Below are 17,796 nucleotides of genomic sequence, written 5' to 3'. Positions count from 1 at the left end.
GAATGGTCCATTCACGCAGAGCGCGAAGGCGACTACGGCGTCGGCATTCCGCCGTTGACGTTGAGGGTGTCTCCGGTGACGTATCCCGATTCCGCTGAGGACAGGTACACGTACGCGCCCGCGATCTCGGCCGGCTGACCTGCCCGGCCCAGTGGGGCTTCCTTCCCGAATTCCGGCAGTGCCGACGTCGGCTGCCCGCCCGCGGCCTGCAGCGGAGTCCAGAACGGACCGGGCGCAACGACATTGACCCGAATTCCCTTCGGTGCCAATTGCTGCGCGAGAGCCTTGCTGATGGTGTTGATGGCCATCTTCGTCGTCGCGTAATCCACCAGTCCGGGCGAGGGTGTGTACGCCTGGATGGAGCTGGTGTTCACGATCGTCGAGCCGGCAGGCATGTGCGGCACCGCTTCCTGAATGATCCAGAACAGTGCGTACACATTGGTTTTGAAGGTCTGGTCGAACTGCTCCGACGTGAGATCCGCCAGATCCTCGACGAACTGTTGCTTGCCTGCCACGTTGACCAACAGGTCCAGGCCGCCGAGCTCGTCGACGGCGGTGTGCACGAGGGCGCGGGCAGCTTTCTCATCGGTGAGGTCTGCCGGTGCCAGGACGGCGGTGCGACCGGCGTCGCGAACCAGCCGGGCGACGTCCTGAGCGTCCTTCTCCTCCGACGGCAGGTAGTTGAGAACTACGTCGGCACCCTCGCGGGCAATGGCGATGGCGGCCGCACGCCCGATGCCGGAGTCGGCACCGGTAATCAGGGCCTTACGGCCGGTCAGCCGTCCGGACCCGCGGTACGTCTGCTCGCCGTGGTCGGCCAGGGGTTGTAGATCGGCAGCGAGACCGGGCGGATCCTGGTGCTGCTCAGGGAATCCGTCCTGGCGGTACTGCGTGACGGGATTGGTGAAGGTGTACTGATCACTCACGATGGGGTCGTCTCCGAACCTGGTATTCATTGCGTGGGGAACCTGCTGCTCGATTCCGTCTCCACGCCGAATGCCCAGAGTCGCCCGCAAACAAACTGAGTCGGGTCTCTCCCTGGTTCACGCCATCCCCCAAGTTCACACCATCCCCGCCAACGGATGAATGCGGCATTCAGCTACTTCAAGTAGCTGAATGCCGCATTGATCCGGAAGGGGGCGTGCCGGAAAAACAAGGCTGTGGGCTAGGAGTACGTGTAGAAACCTTTGCCGCTCTTACGGCCCAGCATTCCCGCGTCCACCATGCGCTGCAGCAGCGGGGGCGGAGCGTAATGCGGCTCACGGAATTCGGCGTACAACGATTCTGCGACCGCGAGGGTGACGTCGAGGCCGACGGTGTCGGTCAGACGCAACGGTCCCATGGGGTGGGCGCAACCGTTGACCATGCCGTCGTCGATGTCCTCGGCGCTGGCGAAGCCGGATTCGAGCATCCGGATGGCCGAGACCATGTAGGGGATGAGCAATGCGTTGACGATGAATCCCGCACGGTCGCCCGCACGAATTGTCTTCTTGCCCAGGGTGTTCGCCGCGTAATCGGTGACGGCGTCGACGGTTTCTTCGCTCGTGAGGAGGCTGACGACGATTTCGACCAACGGCAGTACCGGTACGGGGTTGAAGAAGTGCACTCCGACGACCTGGCCGGGTCGCTTCGTCGCGTTGGCCATCTTGATGACGGGGATCGACGAGGTGTTCGTCGCCAGGATTCCTTCGGGTTTGACGATGGAATCGAGCTTGCCGAACAGATCCAGCTTCAGCGATTCGATCTCCGGTGCCGCCTCGATCACGAGGTCGCGGTCCGCGAAATCGTTGATGTCGAGCGTCAACGAGATTGCGGCGCGGGCTTTCTCGGCCGCGTCGGCGTCGATGCGGCCGGACTTGACGGCCCGTGCGAACGATTTGTCCAGGCGTGCTTCGGCGGCGTCGGCGGTGCCCTGGCTGGTTTCCAGGATCAGCACCGAGCTACCGGAGCGGGCGCACATTTCGGCGATACCGGCACCCATGGTGCCGCCGCCGATGACGCCCACGAGTTCGATGTTGCTCATTTGAGCAGCGCCCGCGACATGACGACACGCTGAATCTGGTTGGTGCCCTCGTAGATCTGCGTGATCTTGGCGTCGCGCATCATGCGCTCGACGGGGAAGTCGGTGGTGTAGCCGGCACCGCCGAAGAGCTGGACGGCGTCGGTGGTGACCTCCATCGCGACATCGGAGGCGAAGCACTTCGCTGCGGCAGAGATGAATCCGAGGTTCTTCTCGCCGCGCTCGGCGCGTGCCGCGGAGCTGTAGACCATCAGGCGGGCAGCTTCGACCTTCATCGCCATGTCGGCGAGCATGAACTGCACGGCCTGGAAGCTCGAGATCGACGTGCCGAACTGCTTGCGGTCCTTGGTGTATGCGATGGCTGCGTCGAGAGCGCCCTGAGCGAGGCCGACGGCCTGTGCGCCGATGGTGGGCCGGGTGTGGTCGAGGGTTTCGAGCGCGGTCTTGAACCCGGTGCCGGGCTCACCGATGATGCGGTCTCCGGGGATCTTGCAGTTCTCGAAGTAGAGCTCGGCGGTGGGCGAACCCTTGATGCCGAGCTTCTTCTCCTTGGGGCCGACGACGAATCCTTCGTCGTCCTTGTGCACGATGAACGAGCTGATGCCGTTGGCACCCTTGTCGGGATCGGTGACGGCCATGACGGTGTACCAGTCGGACTTGCCGCCGTTGGTGATCCAGCACTTGGAGCCGTTGAGGATCCAGTCGTCTCCGTCGGCCTTCGCGCGGGTCCGCATGCTGGCGGCGTCGGAGCCGGCTTCGCGCTCGGACAGTGCGTACGACGCCATCGCGCCGCCTGCGAGCGAGGGCAGGACCTGCTTCTTGAGCTCCTCGGAGCCCTTGAGGATGAGGCCCATCGTGCCGAGCTTGTTGACGGCGGGAATCAGTGAGGACGAGCCGCAGACGCGGGCGACCTCTTCGATGACGATGCAGGCGGCAACCGAGTCGGCACCCTGACCGTCGTACTCCTCGGGAACGTGCACGGCGTTGAAGCCGGAGGCGTTGAGGGCATCGAGCGCCTCCTGCGGGAAGCGCGAGTCCTCGTCGACCTCCTTGGCGTACGGGGCGATCTCCTTCTCCGACAGGGCCCGGATCGCTGCGCGCAGCTCCTCGTGCTCCTCGGGTGACTGGTAGAGATCGAAGTCGGGATTTCCGGCCATGTCGGCCACGCTCCTCGCGATGTCGGGGGTACAGCACTGCCCAGAAAGGGCACTCAGTGCCAAGCTTCACCTCAGTGTACGACCGGACCGGCCCCGATTCAAGGGTGGGGCTCGCCAAGACGGCACTGAGTGCCATCTTGGGTGGGTGTCACTCCGGAAGGTGGCGGGCCAACGCGTCGGCGACGGTGTTCACGGACGTGCCCCGCGGGAATGTCGCGACCACGACGTCTCCCGAGGACTGGGCGCGGACCTGCGCCAACGCTGCGCGCAAGTCGGTGACGGACGTCGGCAGGCCGTCGCGGATCATCCGTCGTAGAAAGTAGTTGTGGGTCGCGGTCACCGAGGCGGAGAACTGCAGGATCTCCAGATGAGGGCGGTCGGGAAGCGCCCGCTGCAGGTATTCGACGAAGAGACGGTCGTAGCGGAACACGGTGACGATCTCGCGATCGCGCAGGGCGGGAATTCGATGCACCACCTGATATCGCAGCCGCGACATCTCTTTCCAGTCCGAGAATCGCTCGTACACCAACTGTGCGGCATCGCAGACGGCCTGCCATGGGTCGCCGGTGTCGGCCGCGAGCAGAGCGCCGACCTGCTCGAGCAGGATCTCGTGATCGGCGAAGACGACGTCTTCCTTGGCGCGGAACTGCCGGAAGAACGTCCGACGCGAGATTCCGGCCGCCACCGCGATGTCGTCGACCGTCGTCGAGTCGTAGCCCTTGACCGAGAACAGATCCAGGGCCGCGGTGGCCACGGTCAGCCTGAAGTCGGTGGATTCCTCGGGTTCTCCGCGCATGCCAGTGAAGGTAGCGGAGTTTCGGCAGGGGCACTGAGGTCGTCCTTCTCGGTGGCTGATTGCTAGTGTTCGCAAGTAGCCTGCTGAGCAGTGCTGGGCGACACGAAGGGACGTCATGGTCACGGATTCGAGTCGACCGCTGTACCGAATGAAGGCCGACTTCTTCAAGACGTTGGCTCATCCCGCGCGCATTCGAGTGCTGGAGCTGTTGAGCGAACGCGAACACGCAGTGTCCGAGATGCTGCCCGAGGTGGGCATCGAGCCGGCGAATCTATCGCAGCAGCTGTCGATTCTCCGTCGCGCGGGTCTCATCGAGGGCACTCGAGAGGGGTTGTCCGTGTCGTACACGCTGACGTCGCCGAAGGTGGCGGACCTCCTGGTGGTAGCCCGGGAGATATTGACCGGAGTGGTGGCCAACCAGGTCGAACTGCTGGACGGCGAGTCCGGATCGCGCAACTGACCTGACGATCGCGGATGGTGCGCAGTATCTCGCGGCGACTTGATTCATTACTTGCTAAACTTAGCAATTAACTGGATCAAGAACGATGAGTTTTCAGGAAGCGTCGCATGTCCGAACCGACGAAACGCACCCGTAGGAACGACGCCCTGAGGGCGGTATCCGCCCTTCTACCCCGCTGGAGCGAGTGGAAGCCCGCGCTGCGCGCACCCGGTTCGGATCTTCTCGCCGGCCTGATCGTGGCGCTGGTGGCGCTGCCCCTCGCGCTCGGATTCGGAGTCAGCACCGGGCTGGGTGCAGCGGCGGGACTGACCACCGCCATCATCGCGGGAGTCGTGGCCGCGGTATTCGGTGGCTCACGGTTTCAGGTATCGGGTCCGACCGGTGCGATGACGGTGGTGCTGGTCCCGATCGTTGCCGAATACGGGCCGACGGGAGTGCTCGCGGTCGGGCTGCTGGCCGGGATCATTCTGTTGGTGCTCGCGGTAGCAGGTATCGGCCGAGCCGTGCGGTACATGCCCGCGCCCGTCATCGAAGGATTCACCGCGGGCATTGCCGTTGTCATTGCACTGCAACAGGTTCCGTCGGCGCTGGGCATCACGGACGCCGAAGGTGACAAGGTCTGGCAGTCCGCGTTCGATGCCGCCCGTTCGTTTGTCGCGCATGCGAGCATCCTCACCCCCGCTGTGGCGATCGCCGTCGCGATCGTCATGCTCGTCGGCGGCCGCCTGGCACCGAAGATCCCGTTCTCGTTGGTCGCGGTTGCTGCCGCTACCGTGGCCACCCAGCTGTTCGATCTGGACATCGCCCGCATCGGCACCATTCCGTCGTCGTTGTCCGCCCCGAGCCTGGGCTTTTTCCACCTGGGTGACGTGACGGCGTTGCTGGCCCCGGCGTGTGCCGTCGCCGCTCTGGCTGCCCTGGAATCGTTGCTGTCCGCCACCGCCGCGGACTCGATGGGCGTCGGCGCTCGCCACAACCCCGACCGGGAATTGTTCGGACAGGGCCTTGCGAACATCGCCGCACCCCTGTTCGGGGGCATTCCCGCCACAGGTGCGATCGCCCGGACAGCAGTCAACGTTCGATCCGGTGCCCGCACCAGGCTTGCGGCCCTCACCCACGCGGTGATCCTCGCCGTCATCATGTACTCCGCGGCCGGGTTGGTCGCCGATATCCCGCTTGCAGCCCTGGCCGGAGTGCTGCTCGCAACCACCGTGCGGATGGTCGAGACCGCGTCCATCCGGGCGATCACCCGCGCCGGCCGCGGGGACACCGTGGTGATGGCGGCGACCTTCCTCGTCACGGTGGTCTTCGATCTCGTGACGGCGGTGGCGGTCGGCGTCGGGTTCGCTGCCGTCCTGGCTCTGCGGGCCGTTGCGCGATCGGCCACGGTCGAGCAGGTCCCCCTGAACACACTCGATGCGGTCTCGAAGGAAGAAGGAGACCTGCTGCGGGAACACATCGTCGCGTACCGCATCGACGGTGCGCTGTTTTTCGGTGCCGCGCACAGCTTCCTGCTCGAACTCGCCGACGTCTCGGACGTGAAGGTGGTGATCCTGCGCATGTCCCGAGTCACCACGATCGACGCCACCGGCGCCATGGTTCTCAAGGACACCATCACCGAACTCGAACACCGACACATCACCGTCCTGATCTCCGGTGCCAAGCCCGAGCACCTGCGTCCCCTCGCAGCCCTGGGGGTGTTCACCACCAAGGACGACGACGCTCGACACGTCTTCGACACCACCCCGCAGGCCATCGCCTGTGCACGCACGCTGGTGACCGAGGCGACCACGCCCCGCGGGTAGGGTCGTAGGTCACACTTGCGTACGAAAGGACCAGCTCATCGTGGCTCTCGTTGCCGGAATCGACTCTTCCACCCAATCGTGCAAGGTTTTCGTTCGCGATGCCGACACCGGGGAGTTGGTGCGTCACGGCCGCGCCGGTCATCCCGACGGCACCGAGATCGACCCGCAGCGGTGGAAGGAAGCACTCGACGAGGCCGTCGACGCCGCCGGCGGGCTGGACGATGTCGCTGCGGTGTCGGTCGGCGCGCAACAACACGGCATGGTCTGCCTCGACGACAACGGATCCGTGATTCGTAAAGCATTGCTGTGGAACGACACTCGGTCGGCCCAGGCGGCAGAAGATCTGATCGCGGAACTCGGCGAGAAGACCGGTGGCGACGGCGGTCAGGCCTGGGCCGACGCGGTCGGCGTGGTTCCGTTGGCCTCGATCACCGTCGCCAAGCTGCGGTGGCTCGCCGACAACGAGCCCGACAACGCCGATCGCACTGCGGCGGTGTGCCTTCCGCACGATTGGATCGGCTGGCAGCTCGGTGGCGCGTCGGGGCTCGACGCCTTGGCCACCGACCGCGGCGATGCGAGCGGCACCGGATACTTCTCGGCGGCCACGAACGAGTATCGAACGGATCTGTTGCAGCTGGGTTTTCGTGGCCGCAGCCCATTGCTGCCCCGCGTGGCAGCGCCGAACGAGGCGATAGGCCACACTGCCGCCGGTGCGCTGATCGGCCCGGGTACCGGAGACAATGCCGCGGCGGCGCTTGCCCTCGATGCGCAGCCCGGTGATGTGGTGGTCTCGATCGGCACGTCCGGCGTCGTCTCGGCGGTGACCACCGCTGCCGCGGCCGACGGTTCGGGCCTGGTCGCCGGATTCGCCGACGCCACCGGGCGTCAGCTGCCGTTGGTGTGCACGCTCAACGCGGCTCGCGTCCTCGATGCGACGGCGCGAATGCTGGGCGTCGATCACGATGAGTTGTCGCGGTTGGCTCTGTCGACGACGAGCGACGGTGTGGTGATGGTGCCGTACTTCGAGGGCGAGCGGACGCCCAATCTCCCCGATGCGTCCGGTGCGATTCATGGACTGCGACTGAACAATTCGACTCCTGGCCACCTGGCTCGTGCTGCCGTCGAAGGACTGCTGTGCGGACTGGCCGACGGTATCGACTACCTGCGTGCACAGGGAGTGGACGTACGGCGTGTGCTGCTCATCGGCGGCGGTGCGAAGTCAGCGGCTCTCCGAGCCTTGGCTCCGGCAATTCTCGGGGTGCCGGTGGCCGTACCCGAGCCCGGTGAATACGTCGCCGACGGGGCAGCGCGCCAGGCAGCATGGACTTTGGCCGGGACCAGTGAGCCGCCGACCTGGGCGCAGGCCACCTCGAAGACATACGAGGCAGACCCCACGCCGGCGGTGCGAGAGCGCTACGCGGGGTATGCGGCTGCGCCGCAGTGGCGCGGTTGAGTGCCGCAGAGGGCACATAACCGCACCACTGCCGCAGGCACTCAGGGAATCAGGCGCGCATCTCGGTAACGCTGGATCACCGAGGCGATGGCATCCGGCGTGGAGCGGAAGCCCAGGAAGCCGGCCTTCTTGGACTTGTTCATGTCTGTCAGGCATTCCATGTCGCGGCCGAGGTCACCGTCGGTGTGCCACCACGACGCCAGGCGGGAGACATCGCTCTCCACCAGATCGTGCTTCTCGGCGATGCGCTTCCACGCGGCGGCCGCGTCGGACATGCGGGGTTCGAGGGGACGCGGCTCGGTGTCGAAGCCCTCGGGCTCGACGCCGAAGTGCTCGGCGAACTGCGGCCACAGCCAGCGCCAGCGAAAGACGTCACCGTTGGCGATGTTGAACGCCTCGTTGCGCGCGTTGTCGTCGGTTGCGGCCCAGACCATCTGCTCGGCGAGCAAGTCGGCGTCGGTGAGGTCGGTGAGCCCGTTCCACTGGGTCTCGGAACCGGGGAAGACGAACTTCTCGCCCAGTTCCTTGCAGATCGACGCGTAGACGGACAGCGTCAGCATCATGTTCATCGCGTTGCCCACGGCAAAACCGGAGACGGTGTGAGCGCGGTGCACGCTCCATCCGAACCCGTATTTGTCTGCGCCGGCGAACAGTTCGTCTTCCTGCGCGTAGTAGAAGTTCGGCGTGTCGAGGCGGTCCTCGGTTTCGTGGAACGGCGTCTCGGCCATCACGGCCTCACCGTATGCATCGAACGGGCCGAGGTAGTGCTTGAGCCCGGTCATCAGAGCGACGTGTTTCACCGAATCGAGGGGGCCGAGAACATTCAGCACATTGCGTAGGGTCGCCGAGTTGACCTCGATGTTCTCCTGCTCGGAGTCCTTCTTCATCCACGCGGTGAAGAACACGACCTCGGGGCGGACGTCCTTCAGCGCGTCTTCGAGGGACTGCGGGTCGAGCAGATCCGCCGCGACCGGCACGACGCTGTCGACGGGGGTACTGCCGCTCCGACTCAGTCCGTAGGTGGTCCAGCCTGCATCGAGTGCTGCGCGGCACAGCGCCTGCCCGGAAATGCCGGTGGCACCTACGATCAACGCGCGCGTGGTGTTCGTAGTCATCGAATTCGGTTACCCACTGGAGCCGATGCAACACGTGACGCTTCACTCACGTCAGGGCCAGTACTTGCTGGACGACGAGCACGATCGCGCCCACGGCCGAGACGGCGATTGCCGTGATACGTAGGCGTCGTCGATCGAGAACTCGGTTGATCACCCGAGAGAGCAGGAACCCCAGAACTGTCGCCGGGGCCAGGAACGCGAACAGCGTGGCGGTGTGGCTGTTCACCGCTCCGGCCACCGTCAACACCGCGATGGAGATGACCGAGCCGACGAGGAAGAAGCAACTCATCGTGCTGCGGAGTTCGGCTCCGGAGTTGCCTTGCCACACCAGAGCCATCGGTGGCCCACCGATGGAGGTGGCGGTTCCCAGAACTCCCGACGCGGCCCCGGCGACGACGAGATTGCGTTTGTGCGGCAACGGAACCCAGCCGAACGACGTCAGCGCGACGCCGCCCAGGACCACGAGTGCCAACAGTATCGCCAGCCCGCGTTCGGGCAACAGGACCAGTAGCAGCGCACCCACCACCGAGCCGGGCAGTCGTCCGGCGAGTGCCCACCCGGCTCCCGAGAGATCGAGAGCCGTCCGGTCGCGTACCAGTACGAGCACGCTGACCACGACCGCGAGCATGATCAGCGTTCCCGGTACGAGTCCGGGGTCGACGATGGCCACGATGGGGGCGGCCAGCATGCCCATGCCGAAGCCGATCGACGCCTGCATCGCGGATGCGAAGAAGATCGCGAGGGCGACGACGACGAAGCCGGTGACACTCAGGTGCGTGAGTGTCATGTTCCGGCGGCGACGAGACCGAGATTTCCTGCCACGAGCGGATAATGGCATTCGGCAACATGATCGGCCTCGTCGGCGTCGTGTGCGACGGGTGGTGCGTCGCTCGCGCACAGGTCGGTCGCCTTCCAGCAGCGAGTACGGAAACGGCATCCCGACGGCGGATTCAGTGGCGACGGCACCTCGCCTTTCAGCAGAATCTTGTCCCCGCGGCTCGACGCATCGAGTGTGGGTGCAGCCGACATCAACGCTGCGGTGTAGGGGTGCGCGGGCCGATCGAACACTGCCTCGGTGGCTCCGGATTCGACGATGCGGCCCAGATACATCACCGCGACGCGGTCAGCGACGTGCCGAACGACCGACAGATCGTGCGAGATGAACACGTAGGAGATGCCGAGTTGCTTCTGCAGATCGTTGAGCAGGTTGAGCACCTGGGCCTGGACCGAGAGATCGAGAGCCGACACCGGCTCGTCGCAGATGATGACGTCGGGGTTCAGTGCCAGAGCGCGCGCGATGCCGAGGCGCTGCCGCTGACCGCCGGAGAACTCCTGCGGGAACCGGTTCTCGTCGCTCGGTCGCAAGCCCACCAGATGCAGCAGCTCACGGACCCGCGCGGAGCGGTCACGTCGAGTCTTGTACAGGCTCTTGTGGGTTCGCCATGGTTCACCGATGATGTCCCCGGCCGTCATGCGTGAGTTCAGTGAACCGTACGGATCCTGGAACACCATCTGTACGCGGCGGCGCCAGGCGAGGAGTTCCTTGCCGCGGAGCGCGAACGGATCCGTGCCGTCGAAGGCGACGGTGCCCGAGTCCGGGCGTTCGAGCATCATCAACGTCCGCGCGAGAGTGGACTTGCCGCAGCCGGATTCGCCGACCAGGCCGAGGGTTTCGCCGCGCCGCAGGTCGAGGTCGATGGAGTCCAGAGCGCGTAGCTTCCCGCGGCCGACGTCGAAGGTCTTGTTCAGGCCACGAACGGTCAACAGTTGCTCAGACATTGCGCGATACCTCGTTCGGGAAGTGGCAGGCCGACAGGCGGCCGTTGCCGACGGATTCGAGCGGCGGGCGGCTACTGATACAGATCTCACGGGCGATGGGGCAGCGTGCCTGGTAGACGCATCCGTCGGGGATCGAGTGCAGATCCGGCGGGGTGCCGCCGATGGATTTGAGATCCTCGCCGCGGACAGCGTGCACGGGTACCGAGTCGAGCAGACCCTTGGTGTAGGGGTGGCGCGGCGATCCGAACACCTCCGAAACCAACCCGGTTTCGACGACGTTGCCCGCGTACATGATTGCCACTCGATCGGCCTCTTCGGCCACCAGAGCGAGATCGTGGGTGATGAGTACGACGGCCATGTCGTGCTCGGTGCGCAATTCCTTGAGCAGTGCCATGATCTGCGCCTGCACGGTGACATCGAGGGCGGTGGTCGGTTCGTCGGCCAGCAGTACCGACGGACTCAGGGCCACGGCCATCGCGATCAGCAGGCGTTGCCGCATGCCGCCGGAGAACTGGTGTGGGTAGGAGTCGGCGCGTGATTCGGGCTCGGGGATACCCACGCGGGCCATCAGGGCGATGGCCTCGACTCGCGCCTGCTTGGCCGACATACCCCGGTGGATCCGAAACGGCTCGGCCAGTTGGGTTCCCACGGTATAGACGGGATTGAGTGCGGTCAGTGCATCCTGGAAGACGATGGCCAGTTCGGTGGCCGCGATCGTGCGTCGCACCTTGGTCTTGGCGGTGACCAAATCGACGTCGCCCATCTCCACCGAGCCGCCGGTGATGTCGGCGATCGGCTCGAGCAACCCGACGATGGCCTGTGCCGTCATCGACTTGCCGCAGCCGGATTCACCGAGCAGAGCAAGAGTTTCACCGCGGCGGGCGCTGAAGGTGACGTTGTCGACGGCGCGGATGACACCCGACGGCGTTCGCAGGTCGACGGTCAGTCCGCGTACGTCCAGGGCGACACTACCGGTGTCGGGTCGCGCCGACGGTGCGCTGGTTGCCGGTGCGCTCATGAGACGACCTTTCGTGCGGGGATCAGGCGAGACCGCTTGGATCGGGGGACATTGAGTCGCCACCGCTGCGCGGGATCGGTGGCGATGCGGGCCCAGGCGGCGAGAACGGTGGCCGAGACGGTCGTCAACACGATCGCGAGGCCGGGGAAGAAGGAGAGCCACCAGGCGGTCTGCAGGTAGGTACGGCCCTGCGAGACCATCAGGCCCCAGGAGACGTCGGGCGGCTGAATGCCGATGCCCAGGAAGCTCAGTGACGACTCGGCCAGGATGACGAAGCAGAAGTCCAGGGTCGCGACGGTCAGCAGAGTCGGCAGCAGAATCGGGGCCACATGGCGTCTGATCACCGATCCGCTCTTCGCGCCGAACGTACGGGCAGCGTCCACGAACAACCGACTCTGCAGTTCTGCGGACTCGGCGCGGGCGGTACGCAGGTAGATCGGGATACGCGTGACCGTCAGGACCAGCACGATGTTCGCGGCACTGGGCGAGAAGACGTAGAGCACGACGACGGCCATCAGCAGGGACGGGAAGCTGAGGATGACGTCGGCGACGCGCATCGCCGCGGTCTCGCGCCAGCCGCGATGGAAGCCGGCCCACATACCGATGAACGAGCCGATGATCGCCGAGAGGATCACGGCCGGAATGGCCACCGAGAGTGTGGTTCTGCTGGCGACGATCAGCCGGGCCAACATGCTGCGCCCCAATGGATCTGTGCCGAGGATGTTCATCCAGCCGGTGTCGAGGGTGAACGGGGGCAGGTTCGAGCGGTCGAGATCTTGGTCGGTTGCGGCGTCCCCGACCAACATCGGGCCGAAGATCGCGGTGAGGAAGACCAGCACCAGGATTGCGGCAGCGACGGTGGCGACCCTGTCCCGCAGGAGTAGCTTCCACAGTGGGGCCGACGCCTTGCGGGCTTCCACCGGAGCCGATGGTGGAACATCCTCCGGCTCGGATGTTTTCGGTGCTTCGAAGTCGAGTGACATGTTCTTAGACCTTCACCTTGTCGCGAACCCGGGCATCGAGCAGTGCATAGCAGGCATCGATGACGATGTTGAGCACGAAGATGCTCACCGCCGTCAACAACACGGCCGCCTGCAGAACAGCGAAGTCGCGCTGCAGGATGGCGTCGATCATCAGTTTTCCGATACCCGGCCAGCCGAAGATGGCTTCGACGACCACCGCGCCGTTGACGAGTCCGACCATCAGGTCGCCGGCCACGGTCAGCGCCGGTGCCGCGGCGTTGCGCAGAGCGTGGTGGGTGACAACTCGAAGGTCGCCCGCCCCTTTGCTTCTCGCCAATCGAACGTACGGTGCCGACAGTGCCGAGACCATCGCGCCACGGACGACCTGAGTCAGGACGCCTAGCGGGCGAATGAGCAGCGTGGCGATCGGCAACACCCACGAGAGCATTCCGCTGTCCACCCCGGAGGTGGGCAGCCAACCGAACAGGATGGCGAAGACGTAGACGCCCATGATGGCGAACCAGAAGTCGGGAATGGACGCCGCCGTCATCGACAGCAGGCTCGAGATGCGATCGGCGAGCGAGTTCGGCCGGTATGCGGCCCAGCAGCCGATGATCACCGCACCGAGGATGGCGAGGAACATCGTTGCGAACGCCAGCTGCAGCGTTGCGGGGAAGGCGCGCAGGGCCATTGCCGACGCGTCCTCGCCGGTGCGCAGTGACTGCCCGAAGTCGAGTTGTACGACACCCTTGAAGTAGTCAAGCAACTGAGTCAGCACCGGCTGATCGAAGCCGTTGGTGGCGCGGAACGCTTCGCGCTGCGCCTGGGTGGCCGACTCGGGTAGGTACAGGCTGGTGGGGTCGCCGGTGAGCCTGGCGAGGAAGAAGACGCCCAGTAGAACGACGAACAGCGGGATCAGGCTGGTGTAGATCCGTCGGCGCAGAAATCTGAACATGTCAGGGCCTCTCGGTCTCGGCGCGGGTCATCGCGGCCAGATGCATTTCGTCGACCGTGGCCGAGTCCGGGGTGTAGTCCACGGAGGCGGCCTTGGCGAGCACCCCGTTCATGTGCGCGATGTAGGCCATCTGCATGATGTCCTTCGGTTCGTCGGCGAACACCTGGGCGTACGCGGCCTGCCTGTCTTCTCCGGTGAGAGCGCCGGCAGCGGCGATCTCCTTGTCGAAGTCCGCTGTGCCGTAGGCACTCTGGAACCCGTCACTGGTGAAGTACTGATCGACCGTGAAGGCGGAGTCGCCGGCCTGGTTGCCGTGCTGGATGACCAGCAGGTACGGACCGACGTCCGGGAACGGCCGCTCCTGGTACTCGGCAGTTCCTGCGGCGTCCATCATTTCGATCTTGACATTCATGCCGATCTTGGACAGCGAGTTCTGAATGACCTCCACCGTTTCGTTGATCTTCGGGAACTGACCGGTGCGTCCGATGAGACGGATCTCGGTGTCCACCGGAACCCCGTCGGCACGGGCCTGCTCGATCAACGTCCTGGCCTCGTCCATGTCGTAGGGCCAGGGAGTCAGGTCTTCGTTGTATCCCACGACGCCCTCGGAAATGAGCTGTGCTGCAGGTGAACCGAGTCCGCGGAACAACGCCTTGACGATGCCGTCGCGATTGATGGCGTAGTTGATCGCCTGCCGAACCCGCATGTCGTCCAGTGGCGGTTGCGCGGCCTGCATGCGCAGTGCCGTGGTCTCGTTGTTGGGATAGGCCACGCCGAGGTCGCCTGCACCGTCCTCCGGTCCGACCGACGTGGCGATCTCGGCCTCGCCGTTGGTCACCATCGACGCGCGGACACTGCCTTCACTGCGCCATTGGTATTCGGCCCTGGCGTATTCGGGCTTCGGGCCCCAGTAGGTCTCGTTGCGTACCAGGGAGAGCTTCTGGCCGTAGTCCCACCGCTCGATCGCGAACGGGCCGGTGCCGATCGGTTCGCGTACCCGCTCGGTGTAGCTCGAAGTGCGCGGAACCATCTCCACGAACGAGAGCCGCAGCGGCAGAATGGGATCGGGCTCGGGTGACTGCACCGTCAGCGTCAACGGGTCGACGGCTTTCACCACCAGATCGGCGTCGCCGAAGACATATCCCTCGACGTTGCATCCCAGTTCGGAGTTGACGGTGCGGTCGATGGAGAACGCTGCATCCTCGGCTTCGAAGGGGCTGCCGTCGCTGAACGTCACGCCGGGGTGAATGGCGAACGTCCACTCGGTGTCCGAGGTCTGCTCCCAGGAGTCCGCCAACTTCGGTTCGAGATCACCGGTACTCGGATTGCGCTCCATCAGCGGCTCGGTGATGTTCGAGCGCGTGACCACTCCGACCGACGTCAGCGATACGTCGCAGGCTTCGAGGGTGGGCGGTTCCTGAGGCAGAACGATGCGCAGGGTGTCTGCGCGGGCTGCGGTTCCGTTGCTCGAGTTCGCGACGGTGCAGCCGCTTGCGATCAATGAAAGTGATAGTGCGCCAACAGCAATAGCGGCGACGCGATGGGTCCGTCCCTGCTGCACGGAGAGTGCAGGGCTCATGGTGGCCTCCAGTGGGAAAAGGGATACGCGTCATCGAGCCGCATTGGGATCTGTGACGGTAGACACACGGTAGGAGTGGGTGATCTCCACCGTCAACCGGACGAAAGCGACGTTTCGGCCCGTTATCCACGTCACAATTGTGCTGAATCAGTGCGGCTGCTCGCAGTTCAGCGCCTCTGAGCAGGTCGAACGTCGAAGCGGGTTAGGTATACCTGCATGCTGAGGGTCATGTTCATGCCGTTTGGGTATCGGTCCATGTTATTTGCGTGTTGGACAGGTATCCGAGAAGCGGCATACCGTACAGGAAACGCGCACGCTCCACCACATCGCGAGGAGAACAACGGTGACCACCGGTCAACAGGAAAAGTCTGTGTTGCAACAAGATTCACGTCAGGGGGGCCGCGTGCTCCGAGTCGGGCCGCTGAAGCCGTCCCTGATGGACACTCTGGTTGCCGACTACGACGCGCTGACCTTGCCCGACGGGGACGAGCGTGAGCAGTTCCTGGCCGAACACGGCCCGTCGATCACCGCCGTCGTCACGTCCGGCCGAACCGGCGTCGACGCAGCGCTGATGGAGCGGTTGCCGCAGCTCGGAGCCGTCGTGAACTTCGGAGTCGGATACGACACCACCGACGTCGACGCGGCCACCGAGCGTGGAATCGGGGTCAGCAACACCCCGGATGTGCTCACCGACTGCGTCGCGGATCTCGCTGTCGGCCTGGTGATCGACACCGTGCGTGGGCTCTCGTCCGCGGAGCGATTCGTACGGGCCGGCCGCTGGCCGGCTGAGGGCAACACTCCGCTGACCCGCCAGGTCACTGGCAAACGAGTCGGGATCATTGGGCTCGGCCGGATCGGATCTGCAATCGCGGACCGGCTCACCGCATTCCGATGCCCCATCTCGTACCACAACCGCAACGAGATCGACGGTTCACCGTATGCGTACGCGGCCAATCCTGTAGCGCTCGCCGAGAGCGTCGACGTACTGATCGTCGCCGCCTCGGGCGGCTCGGGAACGGCCCATCTGGTCGATCGCGCGGTGCTCGAAGCGCTGGGGCCGCAGGGCTATCTGATCAACGTGGCGCGCGGAAGCGTCGTCGACGAGGAGGCGCTGATCGAACTGCTCGCCTCCGGGCAGCTCGCCGGTGCGGGTCTGGACGTGTTCGCCCACGAACCGAACGTGCCCGACGCCCTGCTCGCGATGGACAACGTGGTGCTGTTGCCGCACGTGGGCAGCGCAACGGTGGAGACTCGCGCCGCCATGGAAGCACTGACACTGGAGAACCTCGATCGATTCCTGGCCGACGGCTCCCTCGTCACGCCGGTGACGAAGTGACCGTCGTCGTCGGCTACTCGCCGACCACCGAAGGAAAAGGCGCGCTGCCCTTCGCATTTCGCGAGGCCCAGATGCGCGGAACGGATCTGCTCATCGTGGCCGAGGACAACAGCGCGGCAGACGCCGAGTTCGCTGCCACCGTCGAATCGGCTCGCGAGGAGGCGTCGGCGGTCGGTGTCACGACGAAGATTCACGACAACGAGGCCGGCCGCTCGCACGCCGACAACCTGATCGACCTGTCGTTCGACGAGCAGGCTCAGCTGGTCGTCATCGGCATCCGACGTCGATCGCCCGTCGGAAAGTTGTTCATGGGCAGCATCTCTCAGCGCGTACTGCTCGAAGCACATTGCCCGGTGACGGCCGTCAAGCCGCCGGTGGGGACGCCGCGGTAGTCGTCACGCCCACTCGCGCGTCGGCAGCACGTCGGTCATGAAGCGGTGCAGTGCCGGGTTGTCGTTGTCGACGCGCCAGGCAGCGTCGAGTTCGACGGGGCGTTCCTTTACGGTCCGAACCGGCCGGAACACAACGCCTTCCGGCCGCATGGTCGACGCCGACTCGGGTACCAGGGCCAGTCCGATTCCCGAGCGAACGAGCACCAGCATCGTGTGTACCTGGGTCACGTACTGCACGTAGCGCGGCGAGACCCCGACGATGGTGAAGGTGCTGATCAGCAGTTCGTGGAAGTACCGCGCGTCGACGGGCGAGTACATGATGATCGGCTGCTCGTCGAAGTCCTCTACCGACAGCTCGTCCTTCGCGGCCAGCGGGTGTTCTTCGGGCATCGCCGCGATCAACGACTCGTGCAGCACCGGCCGGGACGCGATGCCCGGTCGCTTGAGCGGGGGTCTGGCCAACCCGAGATCCAGATCGCCGATGGCCAAGGACTCCATCTGTACCGCCGAGACCATCTCGCGTAGAACGATTTTCACGTCCGGTAGCTTCTCGCGCGCGGCGTCGAGCAGCTGCGGGAGCACCGCATGCGCCGATGCCCCGGTGAATCCCACGATCACAGTCCCCAGGTCTCCGGTGGGAACGCGTCGCACCGTCAGCAGTGCGCCCTCGGCGAGGTCGAGGATGCGTCGGGCCTCGGGTAGGAAGGCCAATCCCGCGGCCGTCAGGGTCACCGACCGGCTCGTGCGGTCGATGAGCTGCACGCCGACTTCGCTCTCGAGTTGTTGGATCTGCCTGCTGAGCGGCGGCTGCGTCATGTGCAGACGTTCGGCGGCGCGGCCGAAGTGCAATTCCTCGGCGACGGCGATGAAGCAGGACAGCCTGTTGAGCGAGAACATCGATTCATTCCTTGCATCGCGCTGGGAGTACCGGCGTGCTTTTTCGTATAAATCTAGCGCACGTGGTCCACG

General features: G+C 65.1%; 17 protein-coding genes. 5 read left to right on the top strand and 12 right to left on the bottom strand.

The genetic code is table 11. The features are described 5' to 3' along the window. Positions 1–32: 32 nt before the first annotated feature. From ASH04_RS21035 to ASH04_RS21020, 4 genes are all read right to left on the bottom strand, one after another. A complete protein-coding gene (locus ASH04_RS21035) occupies positions 33–956 on the bottom strand; it encodes a glucose 1-dehydrogenase (RefSeq protein WP_082519363.1) in 924 nt (307 codons plus the stop codon). Positions 957–1,165: 209 nt separating this feature from the next. Continuing rightward, complete coding sequence (locus ASH04_RS21030; RefSeq protein WP_283548657.1) at positions 1,166–2,014, bottom strand: 3-hydroxybutyryl-CoA dehydrogenase; 849 nt, start codon at positions 2,012–2,014, stop codon at positions 1,166–1,168. Between the two features lie 5 nt (positions 2,015–2,019). After that, complete coding sequence (locus tag ASH04_RS21025; protein ID WP_027495295.1) at positions 2,020–3,177, bottom strand: acyl-CoA dehydrogenase; 1,158 nt, start codon at positions 3,175–3,177, stop codon at positions 2,020–2,022. A 148-nt stretch (positions 3,178–3,325) separates the two neighbouring features. Continuing rightward, on the bottom strand, positions 3,326–3,973 hold the full coding sequence (locus ASH04_RS21020) for a TetR family transcriptional regulator (protein ID WP_032392467.1): 648 nt from the start codon (positions 3,971–3,973) through the stop codon (positions 3,326–3,328). A 115-nt stretch (positions 3,974–4,088) separates the two neighbouring features. On the opposite strand from ASH04_RS21020, the gene ASH04_RS21015 reads away from it, so the two are divergent. The 3 genes from ASH04_RS21015 (at position 4,089) to ASH04_RS21005 (ending at position 7,691) form a co-directional block, all read left to right on the top strand. Continuing rightward, positions 4,089–4,433 (top strand): ArsR/SmtB family transcription factor, encoded by a 345-nt coding sequence (locus tag ASH04_RS21015; RefSeq protein WP_057474441.1) that lies wholly within the window; start codon positions 4,089–4,091, stop codon positions 4,431–4,433. Between the two features lie 107 nt (positions 4,434–4,540). After that, positions 4,541–6,238 (top strand): SulP family inorganic anion transporter, encoded by a 1,698-nt coding sequence (locus ASH04_RS21010; protein ID WP_057474440.1) that lies wholly within the window; start codon positions 4,541–4,543, stop codon positions 6,236–6,238. Between the two features lie 40 nt (positions 6,239–6,278). Next, the gene (locus ASH04_RS21005; protein ID WP_057474439.1) at positions 6,279–7,691 is read left to right on the top strand and encodes a xylulokinase; all 1,413 of its coding nucleotides are present in this window, start codon (positions 6,279–6,281) and stop codon (positions 7,689–7,691) included. A 41-nt stretch (positions 7,692–7,732) separates the two neighbouring features. Here the strand turns inward: ASH04_RS21005 and ASH04_RS21000 are convergent, their stop codons facing one another. From ASH04_RS21000 to ASH04_RS20970, 7 genes are read right to left on the bottom strand one after another with little or no spacing between them, the layout of a single operon-like run. Next, entirely contained in the window at positions 7,733–8,806 is a 1,074-nt protein-coding gene (locus ASH04_RS21000; protein WP_057474438.1) for an SDR family oxidoreductase, read from the bottom strand. A gap of 46 nt (positions 8,807–8,852) precedes the next feature. Continuing rightward, positions 8,853–9,593, bottom strand: a complete 741-nt coding sequence (locus tag ASH04_RS20995; protein WP_082519362.1) for a sulfite exporter TauE/SafE family protein — start codon at positions 9,591–9,593, stop codon at positions 8,853–8,855. Further along, entirely contained in the window at positions 9,590–10,585 is a 996-nt protein-coding gene (locus ASH04_RS20990; protein WP_027495302.1) for an ABC transporter ATP-binding protein, read from the bottom strand. Before ASH04_RS20990 ends, ASH04_RS20995 begins: the two co-directional genes overlap by 4 nt. After that, entirely contained in the window at positions 10,578–11,603 is a 1,026-nt protein-coding gene (locus ASH04_RS20985; protein ID WP_057474437.1) for an ABC transporter ATP-binding protein, read from the bottom strand. Before ASH04_RS20985 ends, ASH04_RS20990 begins: the two co-directional genes overlap by 8 nt. Next, complete coding sequence (locus ASH04_RS20980) at positions 11,600–12,586, bottom strand: ABC transporter permease (protein ID WP_032392460.1); 987 nt, start codon at positions 12,584–12,586, stop codon at positions 11,600–11,602. The genes ASH04_RS20985 and ASH04_RS20980 overlap by 4 nt, the downstream gene beginning before the upstream one ends. 4 nt (positions 12,587–12,590) lie before the next feature. Then, positions 12,591–13,520, bottom strand: a complete 930-nt coding sequence (locus ASH04_RS20975) for an ABC transporter permease (RefSeq protein ID WP_027495305.1) — start codon at positions 13,518–13,520, stop codon at positions 12,591–12,593. A gap of 1 nt (position 13,521) precedes the next feature. Continuing rightward, positions 13,522–15,099, bottom strand: coding sequence for an ABC transporter substrate-binding protein (locus tag ASH04_RS20970; RefSeq protein WP_057474436.1), 1,578 nt, complete (start codon positions 15,097–15,099; stop codon positions 13,522–13,524). A 436-nt stretch (positions 15,100–15,535) separates the two neighbouring features. Between ASH04_RS20970 and ASH04_RS20965 the strand changes: the two genes are divergently transcribed. Then, complete coding sequence (locus ASH04_RS20965; protein WP_200937354.1) at positions 15,536–16,435, top strand: 2-hydroxyacid dehydrogenase; 900 nt, start codon at positions 15,536–15,538, stop codon at positions 16,433–16,435. After that, complete coding sequence (locus ASH04_RS20960; protein WP_032406029.1) at positions 16,432–16,827, top strand: universal stress protein; 396 nt, start codon at positions 16,432–16,434, stop codon at positions 16,825–16,827. The genes ASH04_RS20965 and ASH04_RS20960 overlap by 4 nt, the downstream gene beginning before the upstream one ends. A 3-nt stretch (positions 16,828–16,830) precedes the next feature. Here ASH04_RS20960 and ASH04_RS20955 read toward each other — a convergent pair whose 3' ends face one another. Further along, positions 16,831–17,724: a LysR substrate-binding domain-containing protein gene (locus ASH04_RS20955; RefSeq protein ID WP_027495309.1), complete on the bottom strand. Its 894-nt coding sequence runs from the start codon at positions 17,722–17,724 to the stop codon at positions 16,831–16,833. Positions 17,725–17,796: the final 72 nt, after the last annotated feature.

The organism is Rhodococcus sp. Leaf233 (assembly GCF_001426165.1).
GTDB classification, from domain to species: Bacteria; Actinomycetota; Actinomycetes; order Mycobacteriales; family Mycobacteriaceae; genus Rhodococcoides; species Rhodococcoides fascians.
This window is presented reverse-complemented; position numbering and strand designations above follow the sequence as displayed.